Raw genomic sequence first — 21,484 nt, 5'->3', positions numbered from 1 at the left:
ACCCCATTAGAAGAAGTGGCGCCAGTCTTCGAGCCAGGCGGGGAAGGCGGCGGCTTCCATGGGGTTGGCGATGTGGTAGCCCTGGGCATAGGTGCAGCCGAGGTTTTGCAGGAAATCCCAGTCCTGGCGGGTTTCGACGCCGACCGCGACCGACATGCGGTCAAGGCTGTGGGCCAGGCCGAGGCAGGAGCGCAGTACCGTGCCCAGCGGGCGGCGCTTGGAGGCGCCGTCGACGAAGCTGCGGTCGATCTTCAGTTCGCTGAAGGGGATGCGGGCCAACAGCTGCAGGTTGGAGCGGCCGGTGCCGTAGTCGTCGATCGCGAGGCCGAACCCCATCATCCGCAGGCGCACCAGGCGCTCGATGAATTCGGGATCGGTGTTCAGCACCGACGATTCCGGCATCTCGAAGGTCAGGTATTCCGGCAGGATGCGGTGGCGGCCGATGCAGGCGGTGATCTGGCGCACGAAGGCCGGATGGGCCAGGGTCTCGGGAGCCAGGTTGATCGAGATCGGGACCGGGATGCCCTGGTCCTGGAACCAGCGGCAGCGCTCCGCCGACAGTTCGATCATGCTCCAGTCGAGGAAGTCGACACGGTTGTTCTGCTCGAGGGCGTCGATGAAGGCGCCCGGGCCGAGCACGCCGTGCTCGGGGTGGCGCCAGCGGGCGAAGGCTTCCAGGCCCTTCACCTGCCCGGTCGCGAGCTCGATCTTGGGCTGGAAGAAGGGTTCGAACTGGCGCTTCTGGAGGCCGATGCCGATTTCCTGGAAACTGAAGCGCGGCCCAGGCGCTGCCGTGGCCTCGCTGCGCGCCAGCGGCATGTAGTTCTCGAGCAGCGGCTTGAGCTTGGCCGCGGTCACAGGTTTGCTGATCGTGCCCAGCAGGTCGACGCCGAAGGCCTGGGCCAGGGTCTCCACCGAGAACAGCAGCCCGGCCGGCTGGGCCCCGGTGACGACCAGGCGCACGTCCACGCCGAGCGAACCCAGGTTGCGCAGCAGTTCCAGTCCATCCATGCCGGGCAGCGCCAGGTCGACGATCGCGACGTCCACCTTCGGCGTGAAGCCGTGTTCCAGGTGCTGCAGGGCCAGGTGCCCGTCCGGCACGTCGGTCACGCGGCGCGCGCCCAATTGGCCGAGCAGCTCCACCAGCGTCCTGCGCTGGGCGGCGTCGGCTTCCGCCACCAGGAAGTGCAAATGCGCGATGTCCATCTCTACTCCATTCAGTCTGCCGTCAGATTACCCTGAAGGCCGAGGCCGCGTCTATGCCTGGATTTGCCGCAGCTGCTCGAAAAAGCACACCGCGGCGCAGGCGGCCACGTTCAGCGACTCCACCTGGCCCGCATGGGGGACGGCGACGCGGTGGGTCGCCAGCTCCAGCAATTCAGAAGACACCCCCTGCCCTTCGTGGCCCAGCACCCAGGCGACCGGGCGGCGCAGGTCGAGCGCGTACAGGCGCTCGGCGGCGTAGCCGCTGGTGGCCAGCACCGGCACCTGCGCTGCCCGCACCAGCGGCGCCAGCTCGATGTTCTCGAAGATGTCGAGCACGAAGTGGGCGCCCATCGCCGCACGCAGCACCTTGGGCGACCAGCAGAAGGCCGTGCCGGGGCTGCAGTAAACCTGCTTGATGCCGCTGGCCGCCGCGCTGCGCAGGATCGAGCCGACGTTGCCCGGATCCTGGACGCCGTCCAGCAACACGCTGGATTCGACCAGGCCCGGCGCCTTCGAGGGCGTCGGCGATGCGACCACGAACACGATGTGCACGCCATGCTCGACCTGGCTGATGGCGCCGAACAGCGCATCCGGCAGCACGCTCACGTGCGCATGCAGCGCCTCGCAGCGCTTGATGATGGCGGCGACTTCGGTATTCGACAGCGCGCCTTCGGAGACCACGCAGTGTTCGGGCGCGCCGCGCAGTTCGAGCCAGCTCTGGCACAGGTGGACGCCGTCCAGCAGGCTCTGGCCGGCCTTGCGGCGCGCCTGGGAACTGGTGGCAAGCTGCTTGAGCTCTTTATAGAAGGCGTTGTCGCGCGAAGTAATGTGCTTCATGCTGCTGCAAACAAGTCGGGCTGCAGCAGCTCGCGCACCGGGGCGAACGAACGGCGGTGCACCGGCGAGGGGCCATGCAGGCGCAGGCGTTCCAGGTGCAGCGCCGTCGAATACCCCTTGTGCTGGTCGAAGCAGTACTGCGGGTATTGCGCGTGCAGCTGCACCAGCGCGGCGTCGCGCGCGGTCTTGGCCAGGATCGAGGCGGCCGAGATGGCGTGGCACTTGTCGTCGCCTTCGACCACGGCGTGGGCCTTGATCTCCATCGGCGGGCAGCGGTTGCCGTCGATCAGGGCAATGGTCGGTACGGTCTGCAGTGCCTCCACCGCGCGGCGCATCGCCAGCATGGTGGCGTGCAGGATGTTCAGGGTGTCGATCTCTTCGCATGAGCATTCGGCGATCGCCCAGGCCAGCGCGTATTCCTTGATCAGCGGCGCCAGTTCGTCGCGGCGCGCCTCGGTCAGCTTCTTGGAATCGCGCAGCCCCTCGATCGGGCGCTTCGGGTCGAGGATGACCGCGGCGGCGAACACCGGCCCCGCCAGCGGACCGCGGCCGGCTTCGTCCACGCCGCACACGATGTCGACGTCGGTGAAGGGCCGCAGCCGCGGCGGCAGGCCGGGATAAAAATTGACCTTCTTTTTACTCATTTCTTACGTCCTATCACGCGCAGCACCGCGTCCGCGCTCGCCTCCGCGCTGTTGCGCAGCAGGCTGTGGTGCATGTCGGTAAAGCGCCGCGCCAGCGCCTCGCTCCCCGCCGGGTCGTCCAGCTGGCGCTGCACGGCATCCGCCAGCGCCAGCGGCGTCGCCGCATGCTGAAGATACTCCGGAACGACGAATTCGCGCGCCAGGATGTTCGGCAGGCCGATCCACGGCTGGTAGCCCATGTGGCGCATGATCTGCCACGAGGCTTCCATCACCTTGTAGGCGATGGTCATCGGCTTCTTGAACAGCGCCACTTCGAGGGTCGCCGTGCCCGAGGCGACCAGCACCGCATCGGCCGCCGCAATCGCCGCGTGCGACTGGCCGTCGACCAGGCGCACCGGCACGTCCGCCAGCCCGGCCTTGTTCACGATCTCGGTGTAGTAGGCGCGCTGGCGCTCGCCGGCCATGGGCGCGATGAACACCAGGCCGGGATCGCGCTGGGCCAGCAGCCTGGCCGCCGCCACGAAAGGCTCGGCCAGGTACTTCAGCTCGCCCATGCGGCTGCCCGGCATGATCGTGACCACCCGCGCATCGCGGGCAATGCCGAGCGACTCGCGCGCCGCCGCCACGTCGGGCGCCAGCGGGATCATCTCGGCCAGCGGATGGCCGATATAGGTCACCGGCACGCCGGCCGCGCGGTAGATCGCCTCCTCGAAGGGGAAGATCACCAGCATGTGCGAGACGGCGCGCTTGATTTTCTTGATGCGCCCGCCGCGCCAGGCCCAGATCTGGGGGCTGACGAAGTGGACGGTCGGGATGCCCTCGGCGCGCAGCTGCTCTTCCAGCCCGAGGTTGAAGCCCGGATAGTCGGCGCCGATGAAGGCGGCCGGGCGTTCCGCCAGCAGGCGGTCGCGCAGGCGGTTCTGGATGCCCTTGATCTCGCGGTAGCGCGGGATGATCTCGAACAGGCCGCGTACGGTGAGCGTCTCCATCGGGACCTCGCTCACCAGGCCCTGCTCGAGCATGCGCGGTCCGCCGATGCCGTGGAAACGCAGGTTCGGCAGCTGCGGGCGCAGGCCGGCCATGAGGCGGGCGGCGAGCATGTCGCCGGACACCTCGCCAGCGACCATCGCGAGCGAGGTTTCCGGTTGTTGGGTACCGCCTACGGGCATGTCAGCGGACGATGCCACGGGTACTGGCGCCGAGGAATTCGCGCATGGCGCGGATGTCGTCGGCGGCGGCCGCGTTGCCGGCCTCCAGCTCGGCCAAGGCGGCCTTGGCTTCCTCGAGCGTCAGGCCGGAGCGGTACAGCTGCTTGTAGGCGGCGCGGATGCCGTCGATCTGCTCGCGGGTGAAGCCGCGGCGCTTCAGGCCCTCGATGTTGATGCCGCGCTGGCCGGCCGGATTGCCCGAGACCAGCACGAAGGGCGGCACGTCCTGGGTCAGGCTGGTGTACATGCCGATGAAGGCATGGGCGCCGATCTTGCAGAACTGGTGCACGCCGGCGTAGCCCGACAGGATGGCGTGGTCGCCCACGTGCACGTGGCCGGCCAGCTGCGCATTGTTCGAGAAGATCGTGTGGCTGCCGACCTGGCAGTCGTGCGCCAGGTGGACGTAGGCCGAGATCCAGTTGTCGTCGCCCAGGCGGGTAACGCCGAGGTCCTGGGCGGTGCCCAGGTTCATGGTGACGAATTCGCGAATGGTGTTGCCGTCGCCGATCTCGAGACGGGTCGGCTCGCCCTTCCACTTCTTGTCCTGCGGCGCGGCGCCGATCGAGCAGAACTGGAAGAACTTGTTGTCCTTGCCGATCGTCGTGTGGCCTTCGATCACCACGTGCGGACCCACGCTGGTTCCGGCGCCGATGCGCACGTCCGGGCCGATGATCGAATACGGGCCGACCTCGACCGAGCTGTCCAGCTCGGCCTTGGGATCGACGATCGCGCTAGGATGAATCTTGCTCATGTTACTGCCCTGCGTTTTCGTTTGCCCGGATGGTGCACATCAGTTCACCCTCGACCGCGACCTTGCCGTCCACGCTGGCGACAGCCTTGTACTTCCAGATGCCGCGCGAGACGCGCAGGATCTCGACTTCCATCTTGAGCTGGTCGCCCGGCTCGACCGGACGCTTGAAGCGCGCGTTGTCGATGCCGACGAAGTACACCACCGAGTTCTCGTCCGGCTTCACGTTCATGGTCATGAAGGACAGGATCGCGGCGGTCTGGGCCATCGCTTCGATCATCAGCACGCCCGGCATGACCGGCTTGTGCGGGAAGTGGCCGTTGAAGAATTCTTCGTTGACGGTGACGTTCTTGATGGCGGTGATGCGCTTGCCCAGTTCGACGTCCAGCACGCGGTCGACCAGCAGCAGCGGATAGCGGTGCGGCAGGTATTCCTTGATCTGGGTGATATCGAGGGTCTTCGGCGTGTTCTGAGCTTCAGTGGTCATTTTTGTTCTGTAAGTGTTTTGATGGTCTTTTCAAGGGCGCGGATCTTCTCGCGCATCGAGCCCAGGTTGCGCACGATGGCCGCGCTGCGCTCCCACTCGGCGTTCTTGGCCAGCGGGTAGAAGCCGGTGTACTGGCCCGGTTCGAGCACCGAGCGCGACACCATGCTGCCCGAGGAGATATGGACGTTGTCGGCGATTTCCAGGTGGCCCAGCACCATGGCGGCGCCGCCGAAGGTGCAGCCCTTGCCGATCTTCGCGCTGCCGGCCACGCCGACGCAGCCGGCCATGGCGGTGTTCGCGCCGATGTGGCAGTTGTGGCCGATCTGGATCTGGTTGTCGAGCTTGACGCCATCCTCGATGACGGTGTCGGCCAGGGCGCCGCGGTCGATCGTGGTGTTGGCGCCGATGTCGACGTCGTCGCCGATCAGCACGCGGCCGGTCTGCGGGATCTTGATGTACTTGCCGCCTTCGACCGCGAAGCCGAAGCCGTCGCCGCCGATCACCGCGCCCGAATGGACGATGCCGCGCGCGCCGATGACGCAGCGGGCGTGGAAGGTGACGTTGGCGAACAGGTGGCTGCCCTCGCCGATGCGGGCCTCGCGGCCGACGAAGCAGCCATGGTCGATCACCGCGTGGGCGCCGACGACGGCCCCCGCCTCGATGGTCACGTGCGGGCCGACGTGGGCGCTCGGGTCGACGATGGCATCCGGTGCCACCACCGCGCTCGGGTGGATGCCCGGCGCCGGGGGCGTCTCGGCCAGCGCGACGAAGTACTGCGCCGCGCGGGCGAAATAGGCGTAGGGATTGGTGGTGACGATGCGCGCGCCCTCGTAGGTCGCGGCCACGGTCGGGTCATCCAGCGGCGACAGGATCAGCGCGGCGGCCTGGCTTTGCGCCGCCAGGGCACGCAGCTTGCTGTTGCTGAGGAAGCTGATGTGCGAGGGGCCCGCGCTGTCGAGCGGCGCGATGGCCGAGACGCTGATGTCCGGGTCGCCCACCAGCTGTCCGCCGAAGCGCTCGACCAGGTCTTGCAGTCGAATGCCCATATTGGGGTGTCGGGAGTCAGTCAATGTGGTGCTTCTTTGCTCGTGAGGCTGGCGCTTACTTGTCCAGCAGCTTGAGGATCTTGTCGGTGATGTCGATGCGCGGGCTCGACCACGCGGCCTCGGCCAGCACGGCGTCGAGCTTTTCCTGCTCGGCGACCTGCTCGATGATCTTGTAGGCACGCGTGGCGATGGCGGCGCGCTCTTCGTTCTTGCGCTGCATGAGGTCTTCCTGGAACTCGCGCTGCATGCGCTGCACGTCCTTTTCCATGTTCAGCAGTTCGCGCGCGCGGCGGGTGCGCTCGACGTCGTTCAGGCCGGCCGCTTCGTTGTCGAATTTCTCGGACGCCTGCTTGAGCCTGGTGACGGTTTCCTCGACCACCTTCTGGCGCTTCGAGAACTCGGCCTGGATGCGGGCGTCGGCGGTCTTGGCCATTTTCGATTCGCTCATCAGGCGCTCGGTGGCGACGAAACCGATCCGGCCCTGGGCGTGTGCCGTCGCCAGCGGCGCTGCGCACAGCGCGGCCAGCAACAACGTACGGGGCAACGTGGCTATCAGCGTTTTCAACATCAATCTCCGCAAATCGGGTGGGACGCCGGAGCGTCCCAGTTCTGGCCGGTCAGAAGCCGGTACCCATCTGGAACTGGAAGCGTTCCAGCTTATCGCCCGGCAAGGCGTTCAAAGGCTTAGCATAACTCAACTTCAGCGGGCCGACCGGGGAAATCCACGACAGGCCGATACCGGCCGAGTAGCGCATCTGGTCGAGGCGGATCTTGGCTTTCTCCTGGAAGACCTGGCCGCCGTCGATGAAGGTGAACCAGCGCAGGCTGCGGTCGGTGCCGCCGCCCGGGAACGGGAATTGCAGTTCCGCGTTGGCGATGATGCGCTTGGAGCCGCCCACCGCGTCGTAATAGGTCGGGTCGACCACGCCCAGCGAGGAGCTTTCGTAGCCGCGCACCGAACCGATGCCGCCGGCGTAGAAGTTCTTGAAGACCGGGTAGTTGCTGCCGCCGATGCCCTTGCCGTAGTCGAATTCGCCGCGCAGCGCCAGGGTCATCCAGCGCGTGACCGGACGCCACCACTGGTGTTCGTACACCATGCGGTAGTACTTCGAATCGCCCAGTGCGTCGATTTCGAGGTTGGCGCGCTGGTAGCGGCCGCGGGTCGGCGTCACCGCGCTGTCGCGGGTGTCGCGGCCCCATGCCGCCGTCAGCGGGATGGAGTTGGTCTGCGCCTTGCCGATACCGTCGGCCGGACCACCGTTCTGCGCCACGAAGGTCTTGTACAGCTGCGGCGAGGTGATGTCGGTCTCCATCTGGGTGCGTTCCAGGCCGGCACCGAAGTAGACGGTGTCGGCTTCCGAGAACGGCACGCCGAAGGTCATGGTGCCGCCGGTCTGGCGCACGGTGTACAGGCCGAGGTTGACCGCAGGCGGGCGCATGGTGCGCAGGTAGACCTGGAACGAACGCGAGATGCCGTCGTCCGTGAAGTAGGGATTGGTCTGCGAGAACGCGATCGTCTTGTTGTACTTGCTGGTGTTCAGCTCGAGGCCGATGGTATTGCCGCTGCCGGCGAAGTTCGCCTGCGAGATCGAGGCGGTGAAGGTGAACTTCTCCGACTGCGAGAAGGCGCCGCCGATCATGAAGTTACCGGTCGGTTTTTCCTCGACCACCATGTTGACGTCGACCTGGTCGGTCGCGCCCGGCGATTCCGGCGTCTCGACCTTCACTTCCTTGAAGTAGCCGAGGCGGTCGACGCGGTCGCGCGAGAGCTTGACGCGGTTGGCGTCGTACCACGAGCTTTCGAACTGGCGGAACTCGCGGCGGATGACTTCATCGCGGGTCACGGTATTGCCCGAGATGTTCATGTGGCGCACGTAGGCGCGCTTGCCCGGGTCGACGAAGAAGGTGAACTTGGCTTCGCGCTTGTCGCGGTTGATCTCCGGATTGGCGGTGACGTTGGCGAAGGCGTAGCCGAAGGTGCCGAGGCGGTCGGCGATCAGCTTGATGGTGGCTTCCTGGGCTTCGCCCGAATAGGGCTTGCCGGGCTGGAGCAGGATCAGCTTGCTCAGCTCTTCCTCGCGGCCGAACATCTCGCCTTCCAGCTTCACGCCCGAGACGGTGTACTTCTCGCCTTCGGTGATGTTGATGGTCAGGTAGATGTCGCGCTTGTCCGGGGTGATCGAGACCTGGGTCGATTCGACGTTGGCTTCGAGGTAGCCGTTGTTCAGGTACAGGGACTTGATCGACTCGAGGTCGCCGGTCAGCTTCTGCTTGGAGTACTGGTCGGCCTTCGAATACCAGGTGAACCAGCCCGACTTGGACAGCTGCAGGATTTCGCGCAGTTCCTTGTCCGAGAAGGCCTTGTTGCCCACGAAGCTGATCTGGCGGATCTTGGCGATGTCGCCTTCGTCGACGTTGAACATGATCGTCACGCGGTTGCGCTCGATCGGGGTCACGGTGGTGGTGATCTTCACGCCGTACAGGCCGTGCGACAGGTACTGGCGCTTGAGCTCCTGCTCGGCGCGGTCCACGGCCGCCTTGTCGAAGATCTTGGTCTCGCCGACGCCGATTTCACGCAGCGCCTTGACCAGCATGTCTTTCTCGAATTCCTTGGTGCCGGTGAAGTCCACCGAGGAGATCGCCGGGCGTTCCTCGACCAGCACTACCAGCACGCCGTTTTCTTCTTCCAGGCGGATGTCCTTGAAGAAGCCGGTGGCGAACAGCGCCTTGATGGCGGTGGTCGCCTTGGCGTCGTCGAAGGTTTCGCCCACACGCACCGGCAGGTAGCTGAACACGGTGCCCGCTTCCGTACGCTGGATGCCTTCGACCCGGATGTCCTTGACCACGAACGGGTTGACGGCAAGTGCATTGCCGGCGCAAAGCGCCAGCACGGCGGCGCCAATCATGCTGCGACGGATGAACGGCAGGACAAAACGATCTGGTTGTGAATTCATTGGCTGGATTTCTGGTCAGTCATTGGACAACATACATATTCTTTTCCCGGCACGCGGCCCCTGCTTGGGCAACCGCTATAGCAACCGCACCAGGTCATTGAAGACGGCGAGCGCCATCAGCATGAACAGCAGGCCGACTCCGACGCGCTGCGCATATTCTCCGACGCGCGCAGGCAGGGGACGCCCGGTCAAAACTTCCAGCGAATAATACAGTAAATGACCACCATCCAGAACCGGAATTGGTAACAAATTCATTACGCCTAAGCTAATACTAATAAATGCGATGAACTGCAAATAGGTGGCCAGGCCAATGCGCGCGGTCTGTCCCGCATAATCGGCAATCGTGATCGGGCCGGTGACGTTCTTCCACGAAGCCTCCCCCGTGATCATCTTGCCGATCATCTTGAGCGTCATGGTGCTGGTCTCCCAGGTCCGCTCGGCGCCCTTGTCGATCGCCTCGAAGGGGCCGGAGCTGACGGTGACCATCTCGACCGGCTGCGACAGCAGCACCTTGGCCACCCCGCGGCCGCTGGCGGCCTCGCGCTCCGGCGTGACGGTCAGCGATTGCACGCGCCCTGCCCGCTCGACCTCCAGCCGCACGGTGCGCCCGGCCGCCGCACGCATGGTCTCGGTGAAGGCCATGCCATCCTCGACCGCCTTGCCGTCGGCACGCAGCACCAGGTCGCCCGCCTGCAGGCCGGCGCGCTCCCCTGCCCCGCCCGGCAGCACCTTCTCGATGCGGGCACGGGCGCGCCACAGGTCCAGGCCCAGGGCCTTGGCGACGTCGCCTTCGACGTCGAGCCCGGCGATGCGCTCGGCCGGGATCGTCGCGTGATAGCTGCCGCCATCCTGGGCACGCAGTTCGAGACGGGCCTCGCGCTTGTCGACGGTGGCGCCGATGATCTGCCAGCGCAGCTCGGCCCAGGACTGCACCGGGTTGCCGTTCACCGCGACCACGGTGTCGCCGCCGCGTACGCCGGCCAGCTGGGCCGCCGTGCCCTGCGGCGCCGTGCGCAGGCGTGCCGAAGGCTCTTCGACGCCGTGCATGAACAGCGCCGCCATCAGGGCGATGGCGACCAGGAAGTTGGCGAGCGGGCCGGCCGCCACGATGGCGATGCGGCGCCATACGTTCTGGCGGGTGAATTCGCGCGCCAGTTCGGACTCGTCCTTGGGCGCCGTTTCCGGGTCGCGGCTGTCGAGCATCTTGACGTAGCCGCCCAGCGGCAGGGCCGAGATCGCCCATTCGGTCTGGTCCGGGCCGAAGCGGCGCGACCAGACCACGCGGCCCATGCCGATCGAGAAGCGCAGCACCTTCACGCCGCAGGCGCGCGCCACCAGGTAGTGCCCGAGTTCGTGCAGGACGATCAGGGGACCGAGGGCCAGCGCGAAGGCCAGCACGGTATAGAGCAGACTCATGGCTTATCCCCGCAGGCGGGCAATCACGGCTTGCGCCGCCGCGCGGGCGCGCGCATCCTGGGCCAGCACCGCCTCGATCGACGGCGCCGGGCCGTGCGGCACCTGGTCCATCACCTGGGCGATCACGCGGTCGATGTCGCGGAAGCCGATTTCGCGGTCGAGGAAGGATTGCACCGCCACTTCGTTGGCGGCGTTCAGCAGGGCCGGCGCGGTGCCGCCCGCCCTGAGTGCATCGAAAGCGAGCTTGAGGCAGGGGAAGCGCGTGAAGTCCGGTTTGTAGAACTGCAGCGCGGCCATGTCGGTGAGGTCGAGCTGGGGCGCGCCCGATGCGATCCGTTCCGGATAGGCCAGCGCGTGCGCGATCGGGATCCGCATGTCGGGGTTGCCCAGCTGGGCCAGCACCGAGCCGTCGGTGTACGACACCATCGAGTGGATCACGCTTTGCGGGTGGATCACGACTTCGATCAGGCTTGCTTCCGCGCCGAACAGCCAGTGGGCTTCGATCACTTCGAGGCCCTTGTTCATCATGGTGGCCGAGTCGACCGAGATCTTGCGGCCCATGACCCAGTTCGGGTGCTTGCAGGCTTCGTCGGGCGTGACCGCTTCGAGCGTCTCGACGGCGCGGTTCAGGAAGGGGCCGCCGGAGGCCGTGAGCAGGATCTTCGCCACGCCGGCGGCCTGCGGGTCGCGCGTGTAGCCGGAGGGCAGCGACTGGAAGATCGCATTGTGTTCGCTGTCGATCGGCAGCAGGGTCGCGCGGTGCTCGCGCACCGCGTCCATGAACAGCTGGCCGGACATGACCAGGGCTTCCTTGTTGGCCAGAAGGACCTTCTTGCCGGCGCGCGCCGCGGCCAGGGCCGGGGGCAGGCCGGCGGCGCCGACGATGGCGGCCATCACGGTGTCGACTTCCGGACCGGAGGCCGCCTCGCACAGGGCCTGCTCGCCGTGGTCGACCTGGATGTCCAGGCCGACCAGCAATTGCGCCAGGCGCTGGGCTGCGTCGGCCGTGCCGACCACAGCGCGCGCCGGCTTGAAGCGGCGGCAGGCCTCGGCCAGTTCCTCGACGCGGCCGTGGGCCGTCAGGGCATGGACGCGGTAGCGGTCCGGATGGCGTGCGAGAACGTCGAGGGTCGAGGCGCCGATCGAGCCGGTGGCGCCCAGGATGGTGATGCGCTGCATGGTGTGTCCTTTGTGAGGCTGCCCTTTTAGAGCCAGGCGCCGATCAGGGCTGCCAGTGGCAGGACCGGGACGAGTGCGTCCACGCGGTCCAGCACCCCGCCGTGGCCAGGCAGCAGGTTGCTGCTGTCCTTCATGCCGGCGCGGCGCTTGAGCTGGGATTCGAACAGGTCGCCGACCACGCTGGCCGCGACGATGAGGATGAGGATCGGGTACAGCGCAACCCAGCCGAGGCCGGCCTGCACGCGCACCGGGAAGGTGTTCTGCATGGCCTCGCCGCCCAGCACGATACTGAGCGTGGCCAGCACCAGCACGGCGATGCAGCCGCCGACCGCGCCTTCCCACGACTTGTTCGGGGAAATCGAGGGCGCCAGCTTGCGCTTGCCGAAAGCCTTGCCCGAGAAATAGGCGAAGACGTCGGCGGCCCAGACGATGGCCATCACCGACAGCAGGTACAAGGGCGAATGGCGGTACATCTCGACGATGGCGGCGAAGCAGCCGACCACGGCGATCGCATAGATCAGGCTGAGGAAGGTGTTGGCGCTGCTGTTCAGCGGCGGCAACCCGAACCTGAGCGAGGGCAGGAAGCGCAGCACCCAGACCAGCACGCTGATCGCGAACCAGAACACGGGGTTCGGGTTGGGCGAGATGAAGAAGGCGTAGACGAAGGCCGCGGTCCAGAAGGCCGCGATCAGCGCCGCCTTGCCGGTGCCGGGGTTAAACAGGCGAAAGCATTCCCAGACCGCCGCGCCGAAGAAGGCCGAGGCGACCACCGCGAAGGCCGTATAGTTGTTGAAGTACAGGACCGGCAGCAGGACGGCCAGGAGTGCGAGCGCGGTAAGGATCCGGGTTTTCAGCATGTGTCAGTCTTGTACGTCGGTTCTCAGGTCGTGGACTTCTGCGCGACCTGGTCGCCGGTCTGGCCGAAGCGGCGTTCGCGCTGCTGGAAGGAATCGATCGCCTCGTCCAGCGACGCCTTCGAGAAATCCGGCCAGAAGGTCTTGGTGAAGTACAGCTCGGAATACGCCAGTTGCCACAGCAGGAAGTTCGAGATGCGTTCCTCGCCGCCGGTACGGATGAACAGGTCGGGCTCGGGCGCATAGGCCATCGCCAGGTGCGGCGCCAGCATCTCTTCGGTGTATTCCGTCACGCCGGGATTGGCCGCGACCATCTTGCTCGTTGCCTGCATGATATCCCAGCGGCCGCCATAGTTGGCGCACACACTGACCGTCAGGCGCGTGTTGTTGGCGGTACGGCGCTCGGCCGCACTGATCATTTCCTGGAGCTTGGCGTCGAAACGGCTGAGGTCGCCCACGACCTTCAGGCGGATGTTATTGGCATGCATTTTCGCCACTTCGCGCTCGAGCGCGGTGACGAAGAGGCGCATCAGGAGCGAGACTTCCTCGGCCGGACGGCGCCAGTTTTCCGAGGAAAAGGCGAACAGGGTCAGGTATTCGACGCCGCGCTCGATGCAGTGCTCGACGACGCCGCGCACCGCCTCCACGCCTTTGACGTGGCCGGCCACGCGCGGCAGCAGGCGCTTGGTTGCCCAGCGGCCATTGCCATCCATGATGATGGCGATATGGCGCGGGACCTTCAGCGCTTCGGGAATGACAGTGGTCGAACTTTTGAACATCATTGTTTCCAGCAGGGCTGAGGCATCGCAGGATGCACGACAGCCGGTCTTAAAGGGACTCGGACCGGCCGCAGCAATGCCGGGGCCGGTCCGCCTGGGCAGGGCTTGACGCCCTTGGCCCGGTCTTACACGGTCATGATGTCTTTTTCTTTTTCAGCCAGCAGCTTGTCGATCTCGGCAACGAACTTGTCGGTCAGCTTCTGGATTTCGTCGGACGAGCGGCGCTCGTCGTCTTCCGACGCGGTCTTGTCCTTGACCATCTTCTTCACGGCTTCGTTAGCGTCGCGGCGGATGTTGCGCACGGCGATCTTGGCGTCCTCGCCTTCCGATTTGGTCAGCTTGACCATTTCCTTGCGGCGCTCTTCGGTCAGCGGCGGGGTCGGCACGCGGATGGTGTCGCCCTGCGACGAGGGGTTCAGGCCCAGGTCGGAGTCGCGGATCGCCTTTTCGATGGTGCCCGCCATTTTCTTCTCGAAGGGCGCCACGCCGATGGTGCGGGCGTCGATCAGGGTCAGGTTGGCCACCTGCGACAGCGGGACCGGCGAACCGTAGTACTCGACCATCACGGAATCGAGGATGCCTGCGTGGGCGCGGCCGGTACGGACCTTGGCCAGGTTGGCACGCAAGGTCTCGATCGACTTGGTCATGCGGTCCTGGGCATTCTTCTTGACGTCAGCTAGGGACATGCTGCTCTCCTATTCTTGTAAATTGTTCAACTAAATTCAAACGTGTACCAGTGTACCTTCGTCTTCACCCATGATCACGGCTTTCATCGCGCCTGGCTTGGTGATGGAGAAGACCTTGATCGGCAGCTTCTGGTCGCGGCACAGTGCGAAGGCGGTGGCGTCCATCACCTGCAGGTTCTTGGCGATCGCCTCGTCGAAGGTGATCGAATTGTAGCGGGTGGCGGTCGGGTCCTTCTTTGGGTCGGCGGTGTAGACGCCGTCGACCTTGGTCGCCTTCAGGACGATCTCGGCCGAGATCTCGGCGCCGCGCAGCGCGGCGGCGGTATCGGTGGTGAAGAAGGGGTTGCCGGTGCCGGCGGCGAACACGACGACCTTGCCCTCTTCGAGGTACTGCAGGGCCTTCGGGCGCACGTAGGGCTCGACCACCTGCTCGATGCTGATCGCCGACATCACGCGCGCGGTGATGCCCACGTGGCGCATCGAATCGGCCAGGGCCAGGGCGTTCATGACGGTGGCCAGCATGCCCATGTAGTCCGCGGTGGCGCGGTCCATGCCCTGGGCGCCCGGGGCCACGCCGCGGAAGATGTTGCCGCCGCCGATCACGATCGCCACCTGCACGCCCAGCTTCGCCACTTCCGCCACGTCGGCCACCATGCGGTCGATGGTTGCGCGGTTGATGCCGAACTGGTCGTCACCCATCAGCGCTTCGCCAGACAGTTTGAGAAGGACTCGTTGGTAGGCTGGTTTTGTCATGATGAAGCGGCTCCTAATGTTGTGTTTCGAATTCGGGTCTGACCGCTGGTCGGCGGTCTCATCTGCAAGTCCAGATGGTGCGCGGGTGGTGCGGGTGAGCGCTTGTGGCGCGGGTCCGCTGGCAAAATTGGGTTCCCGCCTTCGCGGGAACGACGGTCTTAAGGGCAGAGGACCAGCAAGGCTTCCTCGACACGCTCCTTCAGCACGTCGTACCGGCGTAGGCCGGTACCCAATTTCTGCATGCACACCAACGCACGCAGCACCACCCTGCAAAAACGGGCCTTTCGGCCCGCTTTGTTGATTACTGCTTGTTGGCAGCCATCTGAGCTGCGACTTCTGCTGCGAAGTCGTCCACCTTCTTCTCGATGCCTTCGCCGACGACGTACATCGTGAATGCCTTCACGCTGGCGTTCGAGGCCTTCAGCATCTGCTCGATCGACTGCTTGTCGTTCTTCACGAATGCCTGGTTCAGCAGCGAGACTTCCTTCAGGTACTTCTGCACCGAACCGTCGATACGCTTGGCGACGATCTCGGCCGACTGCGGCTGCTTGCCTTCGGCGACGGCCTTGTCGGCGTCTTCCTGGGCTTTCAGCTGGGCAACCGAACGCTCTTTTTCGATCAAGTCAGCAGGCACTTGCTCTGCCGACAGCGAGACCGGCTTCATGGCAGCGATGTGCATCGCCACGTCCTTGCCGACCTGGTCGTCACCTTCGAACTCGACCATCACGCCGATGCGGGTGCCGTGCAGGTAGGAAGCCAGCTTGGCGGTGGTTTCGAAGCGCTGGAAGCGGCGAACGGTCATATTCTCGCCGATTTTGCCGATCAGTGCCGTACGCACGTCGTCGAAGGTCTTGCCTTCGTGCGGCAGGGCTGCCAGGGCGGCGACATCGGCCGGGTTGTTCTCGGCGACCAGGCGGGCTGCCAGGTTGACCATGGCCAGGAATTCATCGTTCTTGGCGACGAAGTCGGTTTCGCTGTTGACTTCGACCAGGGCGCCGACGTTGCCGGAGATGTAAGCGGCGACCACGCCTTCGGCGGTCACGCGGGCAGCGGCCTTCGATGCCTTGCCGCCCAGCTTGACGCGCAGGATCTCTTCAGCACGTGCCAGATCGCCTTCTGCTTCCGTCAGTGCCTTCTTGCATTCCATCATCGGCGCGTCGGTCTTCGCGCGCAGTTCACCAACCATCGCTGCGGTAATTGCTGCCATGTCGTTTCTCCTAAATGTTGATCCAGAGAGTGCCTGTCGCGGGGACAGGGCACGATATCTTATTGCTAAATCTTGTGCTTAAAAAAAGGGGGGCTCGTGGTACGGCGCCCCCTCTTCTATTCGGGCAGGCTGGCGCCTGCCGCGAAATTATGCCTGCTCGGAAACTTCGACGAAGTCGTCGGCGCCGGCGGCCTTGACCATCTCGACGACGTCGTTGGTGGCGTTGGCGCGGCCTTCCAGGATCGCATCGGCGACGCCGCGTGCGTACAGGGTGATCGCCTTCGACGAGTCGTCGTTACCCGGGATCACGTGGGTGACGCCTTCTGGCGAGTGGTTGGTATCGACCACGCCGATGACCGGGATGCCCAGCTTGCCGGCTTCGGTGATGGCGCCCTTGTGGTAGCCGACGTCGACGACGAAGATCGCGTCAGGCACGCCGCCCAGGTCCTTGATGCCGCCGATCGACTTCTGCAGCTTGACCATTTCGCGCTGGAACATCAGCGCTTCTTTCTTCGACAGCTTCTCGACTTCGCCCGATTCGATCAGGGCTTCCATGTCCTTCAGGCGCTTGATCGAGGTCTTGATGGTCTTGAAGTTGGTCAGCATGCCGCCCAGCCAGCGCTGGTCGACGTAAGGCACGCCAGCGCGCTGGGCTTCAGCGGCGATGATGTCGCGCGCCTGGCGCTTGGTGCCGACCATCAGGATGGTGCCGCGGTTGGCCGAGATCTGCTTGATGGTCTTCATCGCATCCTGGTACATCGCCATGGTCTTTTCCAGGTTGATGATGTGGATCTTGTTGCGATGACCGAAGATGAACGGTGCCATTTTCGGGTTCCAGAAACGGGTCTGGTGGCCAAAGTGGATACCGGCTTCCAGCATTTCACGCATAGTAACGGACATGTAATTCTCCAGGGTTGGGTCTTGAACGTGGCCAGTCACCTGTTCGGCACCCTTTGGCGGCCACGTTCGCGATTTCTATAAAAAAGATGGTTTTTACAACATTGCTCGATGCGAATACGAGCAACCCGAGATTCTATCCGGATTTCACATTGTTTTCAAGGGGTTCACCATCCCTTATAATGATGCAATACCGCCCGGCATCCGGGCCAACCATTATTCGCAGGATCAGAATTCTATGGCCTCCACCCCCAAGACCCCGGAAGAAATCGAAGGCATGCGCATCGCCTGCCGGCTCGGCTCGGAAGTGCTCGACTACATCACGCCCTTCGTCAAGCCGGGCGTCACCACCGGGGAGCTCGACCGCCTGGCCAAGGACTACATGATCAACGTGCAGGGCACCGTCCCGGCCACGCTGAACTACGCGCCGCCGGGCTACCCGCCCTTCCCCGGCTCGATCTGCGCCTCGGTCAACGACGTGATCTGCCACGGCATCCCGGGCGACCGCGTGCTCAAGAGTGGCGACGCGCTGAACATCGACATCACCCCGATCACCAAGGAAGGCTTCCACGGCGACAACAGCCGCATGTTCCTGGTCGGCGAGCCCACGATCCTGGCCAAGCGCCTGTCGGAAGTCACCTTCGAATGCATGTGGCTGGGCATCGCCAAGGTCAAGCCGGGCAACCGCCTGGGCGACATCGGCCACGCGATCCAGCAGCATGCCGAAAAGCACGGCTACAGCGTGGTGCGCGAATTCTGCGGCCACGGCGTGGGCCGCGTGTTCCACGAAGAGCCGCAGGTGCTGCACTACGGCCGCCCGGGTACCGGCGAAGAGCTCGTGCCCGGCATGATCTTCACCATCGAGCCGATGATCAACGCCGGCCGCCGCGAGATCCGCGAGATGCCGGACGGCTGGACCATCAAGACCAAGGACCGCAGCCTGTCGGCCCAGTGGGAACACACGGTGCTGGTCACGGAAACCGGCGTCGAAGTGCTGACCATGTCGGCCGGCAGTCCGCCACCGCCAGCCATCGTGCTGCCGCTGCTGAACCAGGGCGCCGCGGTGCCGGCGTAAGGACGACGACATGGGCCAGCCCGCGCTCCTCGACAGCTCGCGCAGCGAGCTCCGCCAACGGCTCAAGACCGAGCGCCAGGCCCTGATCGACGCCTTCCACCAGGACGGCAAGCCGGAGAAGCTGCTGCGCGGCCTGCGCACCTGCGTCGACGGCATCCTGACCGATGCCTGGAACGCCGCCGGCCTGCCGGCCCACACCGCGCTGGTGGGCGTGGGCGGCTACGGCCGCGGCGAACTCTTCCCCTATTCCGACGTCGACCTGCTGGTCCTGCTCGGCCAGCCGGCCGACGCCCTCACCCAGGCCAAGCTGGAAACCCTGGTCCAGCTATTCTGGGACCTGGGCCTGGAGATCGGCCACAGCATCCGCACCGTCGACGAATGCCTGGTCGAGTCGCGCGCCGACATCACGGTCCAGACCAGCCTGCTGGAGGCACGCCTGGTGACGGGCGACGGCGCCCTGTTCGACGAGCTGCGCCGGCGCTACCGCGCCGCCCTCGATCCGCAAGCCTTCTTCCAGGCCAAGACCGCCGAGATGCGGCTGCGCCACGCCAAGTACGAATACACGGCCTTCGCCCTCGAACCCAACGTCAAGGAAAGCCCGGGCGCGCTGCGCGACCTGCAGGTGATCATGTGGGTGGCCAAGGCGGCCGGCCTGGCCGAATCCTGGAGCCAGATGGCGCGCGCCAAGCTGATCACCCGCGCCGAGGCGCGCCAGCTGATGGAGAAGGAGTACGCCTTCAAGGACATCCGCGTGCGCCTGCACCTGCAGACCAAACGGCGCGAAGACCGCCTGGTGTTCGACGTCCAGACCGCGATCGCCAAGACCTTCGGGCTCGAGAACGCCGATGGCCGGCGCGCCAGCGAATTCCTGATGCAGCGCTACTACTGGGCGGCCAAGGTGGTCACCCAGATGAACACCATCATGCTGCAGAATATCGAGGCCCAGCTGTTCCCGCGCCCGGCGGCGAAGGTGGCGATCGGCGGCGATTTCAACGCCCACTTCAACGAGGTCAACGGCTTCATCGACATCGCCCACGACGATACCTTCGAACGCTTCCCCTCGACCGTGCTCGGGATCTTCGTGGCCATGACCGAGCGGCCCGACATCAAGGGCATGACGGCACGCACCATGCGCGCCCTGTGGCATGCGCGGAACCTCATCGACGAAGCCTACCGCGCCAACCCGGCCAACAAGGCCCTGTTCCTGCGCATCCTGAAGGCGCCCAGCGGCCTGCTGCATGCGCTGCGCCGGATGAACGACATGGGCGTGCTGGGACGCTACCTGCCGGCCTTCCGCGGCATCACCGGCCAGATGCAGCACGACCTGTTCCACGTCTACACGGTGGACCAGCACATCATGATGGTAGTGCGCAACCTGCGCCGCTTCACGATGCCGGAGCACGCCCACGAATACCCCTTCTGCAGCCAGCTGATCGCCAATTTCCGCGACCGCTGGCTGCTGTATGTCGCGGCCCTGTTCCACGACATCGCCAAGGGCCGCGGCGGCGACCATTCCGAACTCGGGATGGCGGATGCCGAAGACTTCTGCCGCGGCCACGGGCTGTCCGACGAAGACACGGAGCTGGTGGTGTTCCTGGTCCAGCAGCACCTGAGCATGTCGACCGTGGCGCAGAAGCAGGATCTGTCGGACCCGGACGTCATTGCGGCCTTTGCGGCCACGGTCAAGGACGAGCGTCACCTGACGGCGCTCTACCTGCTCACCGTGGCCGATATCCGCGGCACCAGCCCCAAGGTCTGGAACGCCTGGAAGGCCAAGCTGCTGGAAGACCTGTACAAGATCACGCTGCGGGTGCTGGGCGGCGAGCCCCACAGCGCCGACCGCGAGCTGCGCGCGCGCCAGAAGGAAGCGCTGGCCACCTTGCGCCTCTACGGCCTGGGCGCGGACGCCCACGAAGCCCTGTGGAAGCAGCTCGACGTGGTCTACTTCCTGCGCCACGATGCTTCCGACATCGCCTGGCAGACCCGTGCCCTGCACGACAAGGTCGACAGCGGCAAGCCGGTGGTCAAGGCGCGCCTGGCGCCGATCGGCGAAGGCCTGCAGGTGGCGGTCTACCTCCAGGACCAGCCCGACCTGTTCGCGCGCATCTGCAGCTACTTCGACCGCAAGAACTTCAGCATCCTCGACGCCAAGATCCACACCACGCGCCACGGCTACGCACTCGACTCCTTCCTCGTCACCGACGAGAACTTCGCCGGCAGCTACCGCGACATCATCAGCCTGATCGAGCACGAGCTGTGCGCCCTGCTCCTCGAGCAGGAAGCCCTGCCGCCGCCCACGCGCGGGCGCCTGTCACGCCTGTCGCGCACCTTCCCGGTGACCCCGAGCGTCGACCTGCGGCCGGACGAACGCGGCCAGTTCCACGTGCTGTCGGTGGCCGCCAACGACCGGCCCGGCCTGCTGTATGCGATCGCCAGCGTGCTGACGCGCTACCGCATCAACCTGCACACCGCCAAGGTCATGACCCTGGGCGAGCGCGTCGAGGACGTGTTCCTGATCGACGGCGCCGCACTGAACAACCCACGCAGCCAGGTGCAGCTCGAGACCGACCTGCTGGACGCCCTCAAGATTTAACCTCTTTTTTTTGCATTCCTGATGACCGAACCTGTCCGCCTCTCCAAACGTATGTCCGAACTCGGCCTGTCCTCGCGCCGCGAAGCCGATGACTGGATCGCCAAAGGATGGGTGCGCGTCGACGGCAAGGTCGTCTCGGAGCTGGGCAGCAAGGTGCTGCCGCACCAGAAGATCACGGTCGAGCGCCAGGCCGCCGCAGAGCAGTCCAAGCGCGTGACGGTCCTGATCAACAAACCGGTGGGCTACGTCAGCGGCCAGGCCGAGGATGGCTACAAGCCGGCCGTCGTGCTGATCAAGCCGGAGAACCGCTGGCCGGACGATCCCTCGCCCGAGCAGTTCCACCCGACCCAGCTGCGCAGCCTGGTACCGGCCGGCCGCCTCGACATCGATTCCGTGGGCCTCTTGGTGCTGACCCAGGACGGCCGCATCGCCAAGCAGCTGATCGGCGAGAACACGTCGATCGAGAAGGAATACCTGGTGCGGGTGGAGTACACCAAGCCGGGCACGCTGCCGGACACGGAGCTCAGGAAGCTCAACCACGGCCTGTGGATGGACGGCAAGCCCCTGCTGCCGGCCAAGGTGCGCTGGCAGAACGAGGACCAGCTCAGCTTCACGCTGAAGGAAGGCCGCAAGCGCCAGATCCGCCGCATGTGCGACATGGTGGGACTGAAGGTGCTCGGCCTGAAGCGCGTGCGCATCGGCAAGGTCAAGCTGGGCGACCTGCCGCCGGGCCAGTGGCGCTACCTGCGGCCCGACGAGCAGTTTTAAGCGGCCGTCGTAGGGTGGACGGCTTCGCCGTCCGCGCGTTCAAATCGCGATCGAAAACCACGCGCCCGATCACTTATCGTTCAGTTGAACGCGCGGACGTTTGTAATTCCGGGCATCGCCCGAAATTACCCCGTCCACCCTACGGAT

General features: G+C 65.4%; 20 protein-coding genes. 3 read left to right on the top strand and 17 right to left on the bottom strand.

The genetic code is table 11. The features are described 5' to 3' along the window. Nucleotides 1–6 precede the first annotated feature (6 nt). From ACSQ25_RS10665 to rpsB, 17 genes are all read right to left on the bottom strand, one after another. The gene (locus ACSQ25_RS10665; RefSeq protein ID WP_436105663.1) at nt 7–1,206 is read right to left on the bottom strand and encodes an EAL domain-containing response regulator; all 1,200 of its coding nucleotides are present in this window, start codon (nt 1,204–1,206) and stop codon (nt 7–9) included. 51 nt (nt 1,207–1,257) lie between these two features. Beyond that, nucleotides 1,258–2,043 carry a TrmH family RNA methyltransferase gene (locus ACSQ25_RS10660; RefSeq protein WP_436105662.1) on the bottom strand — a complete coding sequence of 262 codons (786 nt, stop codon included), beginning with the start codon at nt 2,041–2,043 and terminating at the stop codon, nt 1,258–1,260. Then, a complete protein-coding gene (rnhB, locus tag ACSQ25_RS10655; protein ID WP_436105661.1) occupies nt 2,040–2,687 on the bottom strand; it encodes a ribonuclease HII in 648 nt (215 codons plus the stop codon). Before rnhB ends, ACSQ25_RS10660 begins: the two co-directional genes overlap by 4 nt. Continuing rightward, nucleotides 2,684–3,856, bottom strand: a complete 1,173-nt coding sequence (gene lpxB, locus ACSQ25_RS10650) for a lipid-A-disaccharide synthase (protein ID WP_436108051.1) — start codon at nt 3,854–3,856, stop codon at nt 2,684–2,686. The genes rnhB and lpxB overlap by 4 nt, the downstream gene beginning before the upstream one ends. Nucleotide 3,857: 1 nt before the next feature. Further along, nucleotides 3,858–4,646: an acyl-ACP--UDP-N-acetylglucosamine O-acyltransferase gene (gene lpxA, locus ACSQ25_RS10645; RefSeq protein ID WP_436105660.1), complete on the bottom strand. Its 789-nt coding sequence runs from the start codon at nt 4,644–4,646 to the stop codon at nt 3,858–3,860. Between the two features lies 1 nt (nt 4,647). Continuing rightward, a complete protein-coding gene (gene fabZ, locus ACSQ25_RS10640; protein WP_436105659.1) occupies nt 4,648–5,130 on the bottom strand; it encodes a 3-hydroxyacyl-ACP dehydratase FabZ in 483 nt (160 codons plus the stop codon). After that, entirely contained in the window at nt 5,127–6,176 is a 1,050-nt protein-coding gene (lpxD, locus tag ACSQ25_RS10635) for a UDP-3-O-(3-hydroxymyristoyl)glucosamine N-acyltransferase (protein ID WP_436105658.1), read from the bottom strand. Before lpxD ends, fabZ begins: the two co-directional genes overlap by 4 nt. Before the next feature lie 55 nt (nt 6,177–6,231). Further along, nucleotides 6,232–6,720, bottom strand: coding sequence for an OmpH family outer membrane protein (locus tag ACSQ25_RS10630; protein ID WP_436105657.1), 489 nt, complete (start codon nt 6,718–6,720; stop codon nt 6,232–6,234). Between the two features lie 73 nt (nt 6,721–6,793). Beyond that, complete coding sequence (gene bamA / locus ACSQ25_RS10625) at nt 6,794–9,130, bottom strand: outer membrane protein assembly factor BamA (RefSeq protein WP_436105656.1); 2,337 nt, start codon at nt 9,128–9,130, stop codon at nt 6,794–6,796. Between the two features lie 75 nt (nt 9,131–9,205). Beyond that, nucleotides 9,206–10,546, bottom strand: a complete 1,341-nt coding sequence (gene rseP / locus ACSQ25_RS10620; RefSeq protein ID WP_436105655.1) for an RIP metalloprotease RseP — start codon at nt 10,544–10,546, stop codon at nt 9,206–9,208. A gap of 3 nt (nt 10,547–10,549) precedes the next feature. Continuing rightward, nucleotides 10,550–11,725 (bottom strand): 1-deoxy-D-xylulose-5-phosphate reductoisomerase, encoded by a 1,176-nt coding sequence (gene ispC, locus ACSQ25_RS10615; protein ID WP_436105654.1) that lies wholly within the window; start codon nt 11,723–11,725, stop codon nt 10,550–10,552. A 26-nt stretch (nt 11,726–11,751) separates the two neighbouring features. Continuing rightward, nucleotides 11,752–12,582 carry a phosphatidate cytidylyltransferase gene (locus ACSQ25_RS10610; RefSeq protein ID WP_436105653.1) on the bottom strand — a complete coding sequence of 277 codons (831 nt, stop codon included), beginning with the start codon at nt 12,580–12,582 and terminating at the stop codon, nt 11,752–11,754. 23 nt (nt 12,583–12,605) lie between these two features. Further along, nucleotides 12,606–13,361 (bottom strand): polyprenyl diphosphate synthase, encoded by a 756-nt coding sequence (gene uppS, locus ACSQ25_RS10605; RefSeq protein WP_436105652.1) that lies wholly within the window; start codon nt 13,359–13,361, stop codon nt 12,606–12,608. Nucleotides 13,362–13,483: 122 nt separating this feature from the next. Further along, nucleotides 13,484–14,044, bottom strand: a complete 561-nt coding sequence (gene frr, locus ACSQ25_RS10600; protein WP_436105651.1) for a ribosome recycling factor — start codon at nt 14,042–14,044, stop codon at nt 13,484–13,486. Between the two features lie 36 nt (nt 14,045–14,080). Beyond that, nucleotides 14,081–14,797, bottom strand: a complete 717-nt coding sequence (pyrH, locus tag ACSQ25_RS10595) for a UMP kinase (protein ID WP_436105650.1) — start codon at nt 14,795–14,797, stop codon at nt 14,081–14,083. 301 nt (nt 14,798–15,098) lie between these two features. Beyond that, nucleotides 15,099–16,004, bottom strand: a complete 906-nt coding sequence (gene tsf / locus ACSQ25_RS10590; RefSeq protein ID WP_436105649.1) for a translation elongation factor Ts — start codon at nt 16,002–16,004, stop codon at nt 15,099–15,101. Between the two features lie 147 nt (nt 16,005–16,151). After that, on the bottom strand, nt 16,152–16,904 hold the full coding sequence (gene rpsB, locus ACSQ25_RS10585; protein WP_436105648.1) for a 30S ribosomal protein S2: 753 nt from the start codon (nt 16,902–16,904) through the stop codon (nt 16,152–16,154). A 235-nt stretch (nt 16,905–17,139) separates the two neighbouring features. On the opposite strand from rpsB, the gene map reads away from it, so the two are divergent. The 3 genes from map to ACSQ25_RS10570 are packed head-to-tail and all read left to right on the top strand — an operon-like array spanning nt 17,140 to nt 21,337. Further along, nucleotides 17,140–17,976: a type I methionyl aminopeptidase gene (map, locus tag ACSQ25_RS10580; protein ID WP_436105647.1), complete on the top strand. Its 837-nt coding sequence runs from the start codon at nt 17,140–17,142 to the stop codon at nt 17,974–17,976. 10 nt (nt 17,977–17,986) lie between these two features. Continuing rightward, nucleotides 17,987–20,569 carry a [protein-PII] uridylyltransferase gene (locus ACSQ25_RS10575; protein WP_436105646.1) on the top strand — a complete coding sequence of 861 codons (2,583 nt, stop codon included), beginning with the start codon at nt 17,987–17,989 and terminating at the stop codon, nt 20,567–20,569. 21 nt (nt 20,570–20,590) lie between these two features. Continuing rightward, nucleotides 20,591–21,337 (top strand): pseudouridine synthase, encoded by a 747-nt coding sequence (locus ACSQ25_RS10570; RefSeq protein WP_436105645.1) that lies wholly within the window; start codon nt 20,591–20,593, stop codon nt 21,335–21,337. Nucleotides 21,338–21,484: the final 147 nt, after the last annotated feature.

Source organism: Massilia sp. LjRoot122, assembly GCF_964252725.1.
Lineage (GTDB): Bacteria > Pseudomonadota > Gammaproteobacteria > Burkholderiales > Burkholderiaceae_D > Telluria.
Note: the sequence above shows the minus strand (reverse complement) of the source record. Positions and strands in the feature narration are given on the sequence as shown.